Source organism: Pseudomonas sp. Sample_11, assembly GCF_004307505.1.
GTDB classification, from domain to species: Bacteria; Pseudomonadota; Gammaproteobacteria; order Pseudomonadales; family Pseudomonadaceae; genus Aquipseudomonas; species Aquipseudomonas atacamensis.
In genome coordinates this window covers 92,577-106,057 of sequence record NZ_RCOD01000054.1, presented here as the reverse complement: position 1 = coordinate 106,057, position 13,481 = coordinate 92,577, and the positions used below count along the sequence as shown (strand labels likewise).

Genomic DNA, 13,481 nt, shown 5'->3' with positions numbered 1-13,481 from the left:
GCCTTCTCGATCTCGGCTTTGATCATGCCGCTCATGGCCGACATCATCAGGCCCAGCTCGACGTCGACCCTGATCGAATCGTCCGCCACGTGCACTTCACCTTTCACGCCGGAGCGCTTGAGGTTCAGGGTGTCGCCCGACCACTGCGGCTCAAGGCCGTATTGTTCATTGAGCTTTTTGGCCAGTTTGTCGGCCTTTTCGCGGGCGGCGTCCTTGCCCAGAGTGTGGGCGCGCTCAACACTGATTTTGGCCATGGAATGACTCCTGATGATTGAATGGCTGACGTTGAATCTTGACCGCATCTGCGGCAAATCGTCCCGAAGGTTGCCCATCTTACCTTTAGCCATTCCAAGACAAAGCATGGCTTGGGGATTAGAATGTCGCGCATTCTCTTTTGGTGACAGCGATATGACTGATCAGCGCAAAGGCAGCGATGCCGAACCCACCACTCACTTCGGCTTCAAAAACGTTCCGGAAAGCCAGAAAGCGGAAAAAGTCGCTGAGGTTTTCCATTCCGTAGCCGCGAAATACGACCTGATGAACGACCTTCTGTCGGGCGGCATGCACCGTCTGTGGAAGCGTTTCGCGATCGAGCTTTCCGGCGTGCGCAGCGGCAACCGCGTGCTCGACATCGCCGGTGGCACCGGCGACCTGACCCGCAAGTTCTCGAACCTCGTCGGCCCGACCGGCCAGGTCGTGCTGGCCGACATCAACGAGTCGATGCTCAAGGTCGGCCGTGATCGTCTGCTCGATCTGGGCGTTGCCGGCAACGTCGAATTCGTTCAGGCCGATGCGGAAAAACTGCCGTTCCCGGACAACCATTTCGACTGCGTGACCATCGCCTTCGGCCTGCGCAACGTGACGCACAAAGAGGACGCGTTGCGTTCGATGCTGCGCGTGCTCAAGCCCGGCGGACGCCTGCTGGTACTGGAATTCTCCAAGCCGACCAACGCGCTGATGTCGAAAGCCTACGACGCCTACTCGTTCGCCTTCATGCCGCTGATGGGCAAGCTGATCACCAACGATTCGGAAAGCTATCGCTACCTGGCCGAATCGATCCGCATGCACCCGAATCAGGAAACCCTGAAGTCGATGATGGTCGAGGCCGGTTTCGACCGCGTGACCTATCACAACATGACCGCAGGCATCGTCGCCCTGCACCGCGGCATCAAACCCTGATGTTGCTCACCGGGCTGCTCGCCAGCGTCGAACTCGGCCTCAACCGGGTGCTGCGTCTCGACAGCACGGCGCTGCCGCGCCTGGCGCATCTGACCGGCAAGGTGATTGCCGTCGACTGCCGCAGCCCGGCGCTGCAACTGTTCATCCTGCCCAGCGACGAAGGCTTGATGCTTGCCTCGCAGTGGGCAGCGGATGTCGATTGCACGTTGCGCGCACCGGCCTCGAGCCTGGTGAAACTGGCCCTGAGCAAAGACAAGACCGCGGTGCTGCACGCGCCGGAAGTCGAGCTCGATGGCGACAGCGGCGTGCTGCTTGAGCTGGCCGGCCTACTGCAGGATCTCGAGCTGGACTGGGAGTACGAACTCTCGCGCTGGCTCGGTCCGGTCGCCACGCAACTGCTCGGTGGTCACCTGCGCAGCCGCGCACGCTGGTATCAACAAGGATTTGCCAGCCTCAACCAGAATCTTGCCGAATACCTCGCCGAAGAATCGCGCACCCTCGTCGGGCAGCGCGAAGCCGAAGCGCGGTTCAGCGAACTGGACCGGATCAAACTTGATCTGGAACGACTCGAGGCGCGTTTCGAGCGCCTTTCCCGATCCCTCGACCCAAGCGATAACGCATGAAGCTGCTTGCCGTCCGCCGTCTGTTGCGCATCCAGCGCGTCGTGATCCGCTACCGCCTCGATGACCTGCTGTTCGATCTGCCACTGCCCTGGTTCCTTCTGGCCGTGCGCTTTTTGCTGCCGTGGCGCTGGCTGCCGCGCAAGCCGCTGGAACTCAACCGTGGTGCGCGCTTGCGTCTGGCGTTGCAGGATCTGGGGCCGATCTTCATCAAGTTCGGGCAGATTCTTTCGACCCGCCGCGACCTGTTGCCGGAAGACATCGCCGATGAGCTGATGCTGCTGCAGGACCGCGTGCCGCCGTTCGATTCGCAAGTGTCGATCAAGCTGATCGAAGAACAGCTGGGCAAGAAAATCAGCGAAGTGTTCAGCCGTTTCGACGTCGCCCCGCTGGCCTCGGCCTCGGTAGCGCAGGTGCATGCGGCGCAGCTCAAAAGCGGCGAAGAAGTCGTGGTCAAGGTGATTCGTCCGGGCCTGAAACCGATCATCGCGCAGGATCTGGCATGGCTGTTCATCCTTGCCCGCGCCGCCGAGAAGTTCTCCGCTGACGCGCGCCTGCTGCACCCGGTCGATGTGGTGCAGGACTACGAAAAAACCATTTACGACGAACTCGATCTGTTGCGCGAGGCGGCCAACGCCAGCCAGTTGCGCCGCAACTTCGAAGGCTCGCAGCTGCTTTATGTACCGCAAGTCTATTGGGACTGGTGCCGGCCGAAAGTGCTGGTCATGGAGCGCATCTACGGCATCCAGGTCACCGATCTGGCGACCCTCGCTGACCAGCGCACCGACATGAAAATGCTCGCCGAGCGTGGCGTGGAGATCTTCTTCACTCAGGTGTTCCGCGACAGTTTCTTCCACGCCGACATGCACCCGGGCAACATCTTCGTCAGCACGGTCAATCCGTGGAGCCCGCAGTACATCGCGATCGACTGCGGCATCGTCGGCAGCCTGACCCCGGAAGACCAGGATTATCTGGCGCGCAACCTGTTCGCCTTCTTCAAGCGTGACTACCGCCGTGTGGCGCAGTTGCACATCGATTCGGGCTGGGTACCGGCGGAAACCAAACTCAACGAATTCGAAGCGGCGATCCGTACGGTGTGCGAACCGATCTTCGAAAAACCGTTAAAAGATATTTCATTTGGCCAGGTGCTGATGCGCCTGTTCCAGACCGCTCGCCGTTTCAACATGGAAGTGCAGCCGCAACTGGTGCTGTTGCAGAAGACCTTGCTGAATATCGAAGGCCTCGGGCGTCAGCTGTACCCGGATCTGGATCTGTGGAACACCGCGCAGCCGTTTCTCGAGCGCTGGATGCGCGAACGCGTCAGCCCGAAAGCCTTGCTGGGCAACGTGCAGAGCCAGCTGGAGCAGATTCCGCACCTGTCGAACATGGCCCGCGATCTGCTCGAACGCATGTCGCAACCCCACGCCAAAGACCCACCGCCGCCGTGGCGCAAACGCAAGGACGACTGGTTCCTGCGCCTGCTCGGCTGCGCGCATCTGGCCGGCGGCGCGATCCTCGCTGCGGGTGGTCCGCTGACCGAGTGGGCGCATTGGCCCGCCGGAATCATGATCGCAGTCGGTTTGTATCTGGTCGTTCGCCGATAGCACGAATCAGCTGCAAGTTATAAGCTGCCAGCTGCAAGCTTGACGACACCGGAACACCGCAACCTGCTTTTACTTGCAGCTTGAAGCTTGAAACTCGAAGCTGCTTTTCAGGAATTGAAGATGAAAAACTGGCTGGACGAGATCAAGTGGGACGCTGACGGCCTGGTGCCGGCGATTGCCCAGGATCACAAGACCGGGCGCGTATTGATGATGGCCTGGATGAACCGCGAAGCGCTGGAACTGACCGCTGCGGAAAATCGTGCAATCTACTGGTCACGTTCCCGTGGCAAGCTGTGGCGCAAGGGCGAAGAGTCCGGCCATGTGCAGACCCTGCATGAAATGCGCCTGGACTGTGACGCCGACGTGATCATCCTGATGGTTGAACAGATCGGCGACATCGCCTGCCACACCGGCCGTCAAAGCTGCTTTTACCGGGTCTTCGAAAACGGCGACTGGAAAACGGTCGACCCGGTACTGAAAGACCCGCACGCTATCTATTCCGCAGGACACACACATGAGTGACACCCTGACCCGCCTCGCTCAGGTACTTGAAGAGCGCAAAGGCGCAGCCGCCGACAGTTCGTATGTCGCCAGCCTGTATCACAAGGGGCTGAACAAGATTCTGGAGAAAGTCGGCGAAGAGTCGGTCGAAACCATTATTGCCGCCAAGGATGCCGCCATCAGCGGCGATTGCAGTGATGTGATCTACGAGACCGCCGACCTGTGGTTCCACAGCATGGTCATGCTCGCCCAACTGGGGCAGCATCCGCAGGCCGTGCTGGATGAACTGGACCGTCGCTTCGGCTTGTCCGGACACGTCGAGAAAGCCTCGCGTCCGTCCGCCTGAACAACTTTTAGAGAGGAATCGCCACATGGGCATTTTTGACTGGAAACACTGGGTCGTCATTCTGATTGTCGTGGTGCTGGTATTCGGTACCAAGAAACTGAAAAACCTCGGCACCGACGTTGGCGAATCGATCAAGGGCTTTCGCAAAGCCATGAACGACGACGAAAAACCGGCCGAGCCTAGCGTGACCCCGCCGGCCCAGCCTGTGCCACCGGTGCAGCCGCAAACCACCGCTCAGGCCAACCCGCCGCACACCATCGACGTGCAGGCGCAAAAAGTCGAAGAGCCGATCCGCAAAGACGTGTGAGCACTGACTAATGTTTGGTATCAGCTTCTCTGAACTGCTGCTCGTCGGCCTCGTCGCCCTGCTGGTGCTCGGCCCCGAGCGTCTGCCGGGCGCTGCGCGCACCGCCGGTCTGTGGGTCGGCCGCCTGAAGCGCAGCTTCAACGCGATCAAACAGGAAGTTGAACGTGAAATCGGTGCCGACGAGATCCGTCGGCAACTGCACAACGAACATATTCTGTCGCTGGAGCAAGAGGCGCGGAAGATTTTCAATCCGAACCAGCAGGAGCCGACGCCGGTCGAGCCTATGGGCGAGCAGACGATTCACAGCGCTGCCGCTCCCACTGCACCTGCACCTGTTGTAACACCGCCAGGACCGGCGCCGGTTACTGCGAATACATCGGTTGAACACGTAGCGCCCTCCGCCGCGCCGACTACACCAGCGCCTCAAGACCCTACACTGCCGCCGCGAGCCCCATGAGCGATCTTCCGGAAAACGACCAGCACATGCCGCTGGTATCGCACCTCACCGAGTTGCGCACCCGCCTGCTGCGTTGCGTGGCGGCGATCTTCATTATCTTTGCCGGGCTGTTCGCGTTCACCCAGCAGATCTACACCTTCGTCTCGACGCCGCTGCGCCAGTATCTGCCGGTCGGCGCGACGATGATCGCCACAGACGTGTCGTCGCCGTTCCTGACGCCGCTGAAACTGACGATGATGGTTTCGCTGTTTCTTGCGATTCCAGTGATCCTGCATCAGATCTGGGGCTTTATCGCACCGGGCCTGTACAAGCATGAAAAACGCGTCGCGGTACCGTTGCTGATCTCCAGCATCCTGCTCTTCTACATCGGCATGGCGTTCGCCTATTACTTCGTTTTTCCGCTGATCTTCAAGTTTTTCGCCGCTGCCACCCCGGCCGGCGTGGAAATGATGACCGACATCGCCAGCTACCTCGATTTCGTCATGACGCTGTTCTTCGCCTTCGGCGTGGCGTTCGAGATCCCGGTGGCCGTGGTCCTGCTGGTGTGGATCGGCGTGGTCGACGTCAAATACCTGAAGAAGATCCGCCCGTACGTGATCATCGGCTGCTTCGTGGTCGGCATGATCCTGACCCCGCCGGACATCTTCTCGCAGACCCTGCTGGCTGTGCCGATGTGGATGCTGTTCGAAATCGGCATCCTCTTTGGCGCGCTGGTCAGCAAGCGCGAACGCCCGGACGAAACGCCGGCCGACGACCACAACGACCAGCCGCCAGCGACCCAGGCATGAACCTGCTGCTGCTCGAAGAGGCCGACTTCATTGCGGCTGACCGCGTGATCCTGCGCGACCGGCGCCTTACGCACATGCAGGAAGTGCATCGCTCGGAAGTCGGCGACAGCCTGCGCGTCGGGCGCATCAACGGGTTGATGGGTTCGGCCGAGTTGCTGCGTCTGGAAGCGGGCGAAGCAGAGTTGCGTGTCAGCCTTGATCAGCCTCCGCCGGCCAAGCTGCCGCTGACCCTGGTGCTGGCCCTGCCCCGGCCGAAAATGCTCCGCCGCGTGTTCCAGACCGTCGCGACCATGGGCGTGGCCAAGGTGATTCTGGTCAACAGCTATCGCGTCGAAAAAAGCTTCTGGCAGACGCCGTTTCTGGAGCCGGAAGCGATTCGTGAGCAGTTGATCCTCGGGCTCGAACAGGCTCGCGATACGGTGTTGCCGGAGATCGTTATCGAGAAGCGCTTCAAGCCTTTTGTTGAAGATCGCTTGCCGGCGATCGCCGAGGGCACCCTCGGCCTGGTCGGCCACCCCGGCAACTTCCCGCCCTGCCCGCGCGCTCTGAGCGAACCGGTGACCCTGGCCATCGGCCCCGAGGGTGGTTGGATTCCCTACGAAATCGATCTGCTGGCCAAATCCGGCCTGCAACCGGTGCAACTGGGCGAGCGCATCCTGCGCGTCGAAACCGCCGTCACCGCCCTGCTCGCACGCCTGTTCTGACGCAACACCGATCCTGTGTAGGAGCTGCCGAAGGCTGCGATCTTTTGATCTTGTTTTAAACGCAAGATCAAAGGATCGCAGCCTCGTTGCACTCGTCAGCTCCTACAAGCCCCTGCAGTCGCAGACAAGTGGCGTTACAGATTGCCATCACCCAGCCGATACACCCCCTATAAGTCCAATCAAGTGGTCCGAAGGGAGTGGTCGCATGTACCGTTGGTTAGCCGAGAGTCTTGGAAACGTCAGCGTCAAACGCAAGCTGGGCATCGGTTTCGGCCTGGTGCTGTTGCTGACGCTGTTGATCACTTTCACCGGCTGGACCGGCATGAGCGGCATCATCAGCCGTGGCGACAAGCTCGGCTTCATTTCCAGCCTCAATGAGCTGACCAAAGACCTGCGCCTGGCGCGCATGGACTACGACATGCGTCGTGGTGAACAGGGTCCGGGGGCGGTCAATGAATTGCTCAGCAAACTCGAAAGCGGTCTGCAATCGGCACGCGGCATGATCGAGCAGCCGTCCGATGTGGCGATGGTCGATCAACAGCTTGCTGCGGTCGCCGAATACAAACGCGCTTTCGGCGAAATGACCCAGGCCACCGTCCAGCGTGAAGACGCGCGGAGCAAGCTTGGCGCCAATGCCGATAATGCCGTGGCCAAGGTCGGCGAAGTCGAAAGCGCCCTGCTGCAAGGTGACAGCGTTGCGCAATACAACGCAGTGATCGAGCTGAGCAAACTGTTGCAGCAGGCGCGCTATCAGGTGCGCGGCTACACCTACAGCGGCAAGGCCGATGCCGAGCAACCGGCGCTGAGCGCCATCGACAACGCCCTGAAAAACCTCGAAAGCCTGCCGACCCGCGTGCCAGAGCAGCACATCGCCAACCTGCAGCAAGCCACCGACTCGCTCAAGGCCTATCGCGCCGCCGTCGCTCAGTTCCGGGATTCGCAGGTCAAGAACGCCGCCGCGCTGGTCAACATGTCGGCTCAGGGCGACATCCTGATCGCGGCCAGCAAAAAGCTCACTGAATCGCAAACCGTGGTGCGCGACACCGATGCTGCCCATGCCAAGAACATGCTGCTGGTCGCCACTGCGCTGGCACTGGCCTTCGGTCTGATTGCGGCTTGGGCGATCACTCGGCAAATCATCATTCCGCTGACCCAGACCCTGAAAGTCGCCGAGCGCGTGGCCGCCGGCGACCTGACCCACAACCTGGTTTCCCTGCGTCGCGATGAACTCGGGCAATTGCAGCGCTCGATGCAAAGCATGACCCAGGGCCTGCGCGAGTTGATCGGCGGTATCAGCGACGGCGTCACGCAGATCGCCAGCGCCGCTGAAGAGCTATCCGCGGTGACCGAGCAGACCAGCGCCGGGGTCAACAATCAGAAGGTCGAGACCGATCAGGTCGCCACCGCCATGAATGAGATGGCCGCCACCGTGCAGGAAGTCGCACGCAACGCTGAAGAAGCTTCCGAGGCCGCCGTCGCCGCCGACCAACAGGCCCGCGAAGGTGACAAGGTCGTCGGCGAAGCCATCGCCCAGATCGAACGACTGGCGGTCGAGGTCGGCCATTCCACCGAAGCCATGGGCGAGCTCAAGCGTGAAAGCGACAAGATCGGCAGCGTCCTCGATGTGATCAAGTCGGTGGCCCAGCAAACCAACCTGCTGGCCCTCAACGCCGCCATCGAAGCGGCCCGCGCAGGTGAAGCCGGACGTGGTTTCGCCGTGGTTGCCGACGAAGTTCGCAGCCTCGCCCAGCGCACGCAGAAGTCCACCGAAGAGATCGAGGAGCTGATCGTCGGTCTGCAAAACGGCACTCAGCAAGTGGCGACGATCATGGACAACAGCCGCAGCCTGACCGACAGCAGCGTCGAACTGACCCGGCGTGCCGGCGGCTCGCTCGAAAGCATCACCCGCACTGTGTCGGCGATCCAGGCGATGAACCAGCAGATCGCCGCAGCCGCCGAGCAACAGAGCGCCGTGGCCGAAGAGATCAACCGCAGCGTGCTGAACGTGCGCGATGTGTCCGATCAGACCTCGGCGGCGAGTGAAGAGACCGCAGCGTCCAGCGTCGAGCTGGCGCGGTTGGGCACGCATCTGCAGATGCTGGTCGGCCGCTTCAAAGTCTGAGTTGATGCACGGCCTCGGTTCGCCTGTAACCGAGGTGATGCCATTCGCGAGCAGGCTCGCTGCCACCTTGGAATGCGTTTCCCTGTGGGAGCGAGCCTGCTCGCGAAGGCAGCGGCGCGGTATGCGCGTCGTAGGTAACGGGCGCGCCAATTCGGCGACGGATGCTATGCACTGGTTTTAGGCTTTATCCGGATTTGTTCGCAAATCAGCGGACATAAAAAAACCCCGCTGATCAGCGGGGTTTTTTATCAGGCCGGCTGAGCCTGCAGGCTCACCGGTCGCAGCGGCAGCAACGGCGCATGCGGATCGGCTTTCACCGAAGCGCGCCAGGCGTCCAGCCACTCAGCGTGACCTTCGGCCCAGACCTGCTCGTGCAGGCGTGCCAGTGCGACAGGGTCGCTAAGCAGTTGCAGGCGATCATGGTTGTTCAGCCCGGCCGGGCCGACCTTGATCGCGTGACGCACACGTTCCTGACGCAGCCACTCGATCGGCTCGGCCTGGCCATGACGCGAGGTCGCCAGCGAGCACGCCAGGGCGTTCTGCTGAGGATCGACCACGGCGCGGACGAAGCCGTCGTTGAGGGCGTGATAGCGGTTTTCGTGGGTGTACTGATCGGTGGCCAGCAAGGCCTGTGGCGGATTGTATTCCTCAGGGATGAGGAACAGGCTCTCGTCACGGGTCTTCAGGCCCAGGCCGACACGGCTGGAGATCACCGATACGGGGATCGACAGCATCAGCGAACCGACGATCGGCACCAGCCACCAGAGGAAGCTCGGGTTCAGCCAGATCACCAGCAGCGCCCACAAGAAGCCCAGCAACGTCTGCGGACCGTGGCGCTTGACCGCTTCGCTCCACGGCGTCGAGTCGTCGTCACGCTGCGGCGAGTTCCAGGTCGCGGCCCAGCCGAGGAACGCGGCGAGGACGAAGCGGGTGTGGAAAATCATCCGCACCGGCGCCAGCAGCATGGAGAACAGCATCTCCAGCAGCATCGACAGGGTCACCTTGAACTTGCCGCCGAACTCTTTCGCGCCCTTGGCCCAGATCAGGATGATGCTCAACAGCTTCGGCAGGAACAGCAGCACGATGGTCGTCGAGAACAGCGCGATGGCCTTGTCCGGGTGCCATTGTGGCCACAGCGGATAGAGCTGACGCGGCTCGAGGAAGTACTGCGGCTCCATCAGCGTGTTCACCGCCAACAGCGCGGTCGACAACACCAGGAAGAAGAACCACAACGGCGCCGACAGGTAAGACATCACGCCGGTGAGGAACACCGCGCGGTGCACCGGGTGCATGCCCTTGACCAGGAACAGGCGGAAGTTCATCAGGTTGCCGTGGCACCAGCGACGGTCACGCTTGAGCTCGTCGAGCAGGTTCGGCGGCAACTCTTCGTAACTGCCCGGCAGGTCGTAGGCAATCCACACGCCCCAGCCGGCACGGCGCATCAGCGCAGCTTCGACGAAGTCGTGGGACAGGATCGCACCGGAGAACGCGCCTTTGCCCGGCAACGGCGCTAGGGCGCAGTGGTCGATGAACGGCTTCATGCGGATGATCGCGTTGTGACCCCAGTAGTGGGATTCACCCAACTGCCAGAAGTGCAGACCGGCGGTAAACAGCGGGCCGTACACGCGGGTCGCAAACTGCTGCATCCGCGCATACAGGGTGTCCATGCCCGACGCACGTGGCGCGGTCTGGATGATCCCGGCGTCCGGCGTGGCTTCCATCAGGCGCACCAGACTGGTCAGGCACTCGCCGCTCATCACCGAGTCGGCGTCGAGCACGACCATGTACTTGTAGTCACCACCCCAACGACGGCAGAAGTCGTCGAGGTTGCCGCTCTTGCGTTTCACACGACGGCGGCGACGGCGATAGAAGATCTTGCCGAAGCCCTTGGCCTCGCGGCAGACATCCAGCCAGGCCTGTTGCTCGGCGACGCAGATATCGGTGTCGTTACTGTCGCTGAGGACGAAAAAGTCGAAGCGATCCAGATCACCGGTGGCCGCTACCGATTCGAACGTCGCACGCAGACCGGCGAATACACGCGGCACGTCTTCGTTGCAGATCGGCATTACCAGCGCAGTACGCGCATCTTTGGGAATCGGCTCGTTACCAGCGCTTTTCCCGGAGATACGGTATTTATCGTGGCCAGTTAGCAACTCGAGGAAGCCCATCAGCGCGGTCCAGAAACCGGCCGAGACCCAGCAGAACAGAATCCCGAACAGAATCAGGATGCTGGTTTGCAGTGCGTACGGCAGCACTTGCGTGGCGGTTTGCAATAGCGGCTGATGCAGGACTTCTTCCAGATCGACGAACGACCAGCCCTGGTACGGCATGATGCCTTTCATGTACCAACCGGCAACGATGGTCTGGCCGAGCATCAGCAGCAACAGAATGTAGCGGCGGATCGAGCCGACGGTGCGCCAGCGCGCGGCCGGCAGGACATTGGCGTCCTTCGGTGGCTGCGGCGGGTTGGTGCGCCCGGTCAGACGGCGCCAGCCACGCACCAGAATATTGGTGCGCCATGGCTCCGGCACGACCTTGGTACGGCGGATCGGCGGGGTCGCCTTGAGGCTGACCCGACCACTGGCATCGAGCACCAGCATCTCCGCTTCAGCCAGTTCTTCGGCAGTGCTCAGGGTCAGACGCTTGCCCACCGAAGCCTGGGCGGCTTCGGCAGGGGCGTCGAATGTCGAGGACGACAGGCGTTCATGCAGCTCGCTGAACGACTGGCAACCCGCGAGTTCCGCGCGTTGCTCGTCGGTCATCGGCAGATGCGCCAGATACTCGGACAGAGTCTCTGGCTGTACTGGTGAATTACTCATCGGCAGGCAACTGATAGCTCCAGGTCTCGGTCAGGACTTCTTCAGTCGGTGCCGATTCCGGTGTGGCAGGGGCCGCGTCGGCAGCGACTGGCTGCTTGGCGTCTTTGTTGGCCTTGTCCTTGGCGTCGGCTGCAGGCTTGGCTTCAGCCTGTTTGGCTTCGGCGGCCTTGGCTTCCTTGTCGAGTTTTTCCTGTTGCTTGGCGGCAACCTTGTCAGCCTTGGCAACCGACGAGTTGGACGCCGGCACCGATTTGCCCAGATCTGCGGTGACCACCGGCTGAACCAGGGCGGCACGCATTTCGGTTGCCTTGCTCGGGTCCTTGATCTTCATCCGCAGGGTCAAACGCCAGCCCTTGGTTTCCGGGTTGTAGCGCACGCTGTTCTCGACCAGTTCGGCGTTGTCACCGACGCTGACCTGACTGCGCACGTCGGCATCCGGCGTCAGTGCCGCCAGCGATGGACCTTCGAAGTCGACCAGATAGGCCACGCTGCCATCGGGCTGACGGATCAGGTTCGATTGCTTGACGTCACCGGTCGAACGCAGGGTCTGTGCCACCCAGGCGCTGTCCGGCGCGTGGAGTGCTGCTTCGTCCATGGTCCAGTGCATGCGGTAGGCGAAGTCCAGCGGCTGGCCTGGCTCCGGCATTTTTTCCGGGCTCCAGAACGCAACGATGTTGTCGTTGGTTTCGTCAGCGGTCGGAATCTCTACAAGATCGACAGTACCCTTGCCCCACTCGCCCTTCGGCTCGATCCAGGCGCTTGGGCGCTTGTCGTAGCGGTCGTCGAGGTCTTCGTAGTGGCTGAAGTCACGGCCACGCTGCAGCAGACCGAAACCACGCGGGTTCTCGACGCTGAAGTTGCTCACGGCCAGATGTTTCGGGTTGTTCAGCGGGCGCCAGATCCACTCGCCGTTGCCGGCATGGATCGACAGACCGCTGGAGTCGTGCAGTTCACGACGGTAGTTGAGCACTTTCGACGGCTGGTTGGCGCCGAACAGGAACATGCTGGTCAGCGGCGCGATACCCAGTTTGCCGACCTTGTCACGCAGGAACATCTGCGCCTTGACGTCGACGATGGTGTCGCTGCCCGGACGCAGGATCAAACGGTAGGCACCCGTGGCGCGCGGCGAGTCGAGCAGAGCAAAGATCACCAGGTGCTTGTCGCCCGGCTTGGGCTGCTGAATCCAGAACTCGCGGAAACGCGGGAACTCTTCACCCGACGGCAGCGCAGTATCGATCGCCAGACCACGGGCCGACAGACCGTAGGTATGGCCCTTGCCAACGACGCGGAAGTAACTCGCGCCGAGCATGGTCATGATCTCGTCTTGCTTGTCGGCCTTGTTGATCGGGTACAGCACACGGAAACCGGCATAGCCCAGTTGTTCGGTGGCTTTCGGATCGAATTTCAGATCGCCGAAATCGAAGCGGCTCGGATCGTATTTGATCTCCGAGACGGTATTGGTGGTGATTTCGTTGATTTTCACCGGTGTATCGAAGTGCATACCCTGGTGATAGAAGGAGAGCTTGAACGGCGTCTTCTGATCGGCCCACTCAGCCTTTTCGGTGAGGAAGCGGATCTTCTGGTAGTCCGCGAACTTCATTTCGCGGAATTCGTTCGGCAGGTTGCTGCGCGGGGCTTCGAACTTCTGCCCGGCCAGCTCTTTGGCCTTGGCCGATACGTCGTCAAGATTGAACGCCCAAAGCTGACCGGCGCTGAGCAGGCACAGGAGCGCCGAACCCGCTACCAGAGCACTTCGCATGCGTTTGGCAGACATTTTTGCTGCATTACAGGGACTAACAATCACGAGCAACCCTCGCCGAAAACAGATCAATAAACCAACGGCCAGCTATCTTTATGCCAGGTTGGCGAGCATTGTTCCGACTCCGCCGGGGCAAAATGATTCCCCAATCGGATCCAGACAAGTCTCTACCTAAGTCAAAACGGATCAACGAATGTCGATCCCCGCAGCGCGCGATTATCTAGTAGCCCGGATGACAACGCATCAGGGGTAACAAAGTATTTATCGCGAAAACA

12 protein-coding genes and 1 pseudogene are annotated in these 13,481 nt (G+C 61.2%); 10 read left to right on the top strand and 3 right to left on the bottom strand.

The features are described 5' to 3' along the window. A partial coding sequence (locus D8U60_RS16330) for a polyhydroxyalkanoic acid system family protein (RefSeq protein ID WP_130900489.1) occupies positions 1-254 on the bottom strand: 254 nt, incomplete at its 3' end. A 154-nt stretch (positions 255-408) separates the two neighbouring features. Between D8U60_RS16330 and ubiE the strand changes: the two genes are divergently transcribed. From ubiE to D8U60_RS16280, 10 genes are all read left to right on the top strand, one after another. Then, positions 409-1,179 carry a bifunctional demethylmenaquinone methyltransferase/2-methoxy-6-polyprenyl-1,4-benzoquinol methylase UbiE gene (gene ubiE / locus D8U60_RS16325; RefSeq protein WP_016772069.1) on the top strand — a complete coding sequence of 257 codons (771 nt, stop codon included), beginning with the start codon at positions 409-411 and terminating at the stop codon, positions 1,177-1,179. Beyond that, a complete protein-coding gene (locus tag D8U60_RS16320; RefSeq protein ID WP_122611078.1) occupies positions 1,179-1,802 on the top strand; it encodes an SCP2 domain-containing protein in 624 nt (207 codons plus the stop codon). The genes ubiE and D8U60_RS16320 overlap by 1 nt, the downstream gene beginning before the upstream one ends. Further along, positions 1,799-3,403, top strand: a complete 1,605-nt coding sequence (ubiB, locus tag D8U60_RS16315) for a ubiquinone biosynthesis regulatory protein kinase UbiB (protein ID WP_024011256.1) — start codon at positions 1,799-1,801, stop codon at positions 3,401-3,403. Before D8U60_RS16320 ends, ubiB begins: the two co-directional genes overlap by 4 nt. Before the next feature lie 120 nt (positions 3,404-3,523). Further along, positions 3,524-3,925 (top strand): phosphoribosyl-AMP cyclohydrolase, encoded by a 402-nt coding sequence (gene hisI / locus D8U60_RS16310; protein WP_007899278.1) that lies wholly within the window; start codon positions 3,524-3,526, stop codon positions 3,923-3,925. Beyond that, a complete protein-coding gene (locus tag D8U60_RS16305) occupies positions 3,918-4,250 on the top strand; it encodes a phosphoribosyl-ATP diphosphatase (RefSeq protein WP_003220849.1) in 333 nt (110 codons plus the stop codon). The genes hisI and D8U60_RS16305 overlap by 8 nt, the downstream gene beginning before the upstream one ends. Before the next feature lie 25 nt (positions 4,251-4,275). Further along, positions 4,276-4,557 carry a twin-arginine translocase TatA/TatE family subunit gene (locus D8U60_RS16300; protein WP_016772073.1) on the top strand — a complete coding sequence of 94 codons (282 nt, stop codon included), beginning with the start codon at positions 4,276-4,278 and terminating at the stop codon, positions 4,555-4,557. Positions 4,558-4,567: 10 nt separating this feature from the next. After that, a complete protein-coding gene (tatB, locus tag D8U60_RS16295; RefSeq protein WP_110602567.1) occupies positions 4,568-5,014 on the top strand; it encodes a Sec-independent protein translocase protein TatB in 447 nt (148 codons plus the stop codon). Then, the gene (tatC, locus tag D8U60_RS16290) at positions 5,011-5,802 is read left to right on the top strand and encodes a twin-arginine translocase subunit TatC (protein WP_016772075.1); all 792 of its coding nucleotides are present in this window, start codon (positions 5,011-5,013) and stop codon (positions 5,800-5,802) included. The genes tatB and tatC overlap by 4 nt, the downstream gene beginning before the upstream one ends. Continuing rightward, complete coding sequence (locus D8U60_RS16285; protein ID WP_110602565.1) at positions 5,799-6,506, top strand: 16S rRNA (uracil(1498)-N(3))-methyltransferase; 708 nt, start codon at positions 5,799-5,801, stop codon at positions 6,504-6,506. Before tatC ends, D8U60_RS16285 begins: the two co-directional genes overlap by 4 nt. 205 nt (positions 6,507-6,711) lie before the next feature. Continuing rightward, the gene (locus D8U60_RS16280; protein ID WP_130900488.1) at positions 6,712-8,628 is read left to right on the top strand and encodes a methyl-accepting chemotaxis protein; all 1,917 of its coding nucleotides are present in this window, start codon (positions 6,712-6,714) and stop codon (positions 8,626-8,628) included. Between the two features lie 177 nt (positions 8,629-8,805). Here D8U60_RS16280 and mdoH read toward each other — a convergent pair. After that, positions 8,806-11,447, bottom strand: a pseudogene (gene mdoH, locus D8U60_RS16275) (glucans biosynthesis glucosyltransferase MdoH). Then, a complete protein-coding gene (locus D8U60_RS16270; RefSeq protein WP_162098724.1) occupies positions 11,440-13,221 on the bottom strand; it encodes a glucan biosynthesis protein G in 1,782 nt (593 codons plus the stop codon). The pseudogene mdoH and the gene D8U60_RS16270 overlap by 8 nt, the downstream one beginning before the upstream one ends. Positions 13,222-13,481 lie beyond the last annotated feature (260 nt).

Excerpts from the sequence above, each read along its gene's own strand:
- ubiE (WP_016772069.1), top strand. The coding sequence starts at position 409 with ATGACTGATCAGCGCAAAGGCAGCGATGCCGAACCCACCACTCACTTC.
- D8U60_RS16320 (WP_122611078.1), top strand. The coding sequence starts at position 1,179 with ATGTTGCTCACCGGGCTGCTCGCCAGCGTCGAACTCGGCCTCAACCGG.
- ubiB (WP_024011256.1), top strand. The coding sequence starts at position 1,799 with ATGAAGCTGCTTGCCGTCCGCCGTCTGTTGCGCATCCAGCGCGTCGTG.
- hisI (WP_007899278.1), top strand. The coding sequence starts at position 3,524 with ATGAAAAACTGGCTGGACGAGATCAAGTGGGACGCTGACGGCCTGGTG.
- D8U60_RS16305 (WP_003220849.1), top strand. The coding sequence starts at position 3,918 with ATGAGTGACACCCTGACCCGCCTCGCTCAGGTACTTGAAGAGCGCAAA.
- D8U60_RS16300 (WP_016772073.1), top strand. The coding sequence starts at position 4,276 with ATGGGCATTTTTGACTGGAAACACTGGGTCGTCATTCTGATTGTCGTG.
- tatB (WP_110602567.1), top strand. The coding sequence starts at position 4,568 with ATGTTTGGTATCAGCTTCTCTGAACTGCTGCTCGTCGGCCTCGTCGCC.
- tatC (WP_016772075.1), top strand. The coding sequence starts at position 5,011 with ATGAGCGATCTTCCGGAAAACGACCAGCACATGCCGCTGGTATCGCAC.
- D8U60_RS16285 (WP_110602565.1), top strand. The coding sequence starts at position 5,799 with ATGAACCTGCTGCTGCTCGAAGAGGCCGACTTCATTGCGGCTGACCGC.
- D8U60_RS16280 (WP_130900488.1), top strand. The coding sequence starts at position 6,712 with ATGTACCGTTGGTTAGCCGAGAGTCTTGGAAACGTCAGCGTCAAACGC.
- D8U60_RS16270 (WP_162098724.1), bottom strand. The coding sequence starts at position 13,221 with ATGTCTGCCAAACGCATGCGAAGTGCTCTGGTAGCGGGTTCGGCGCTC.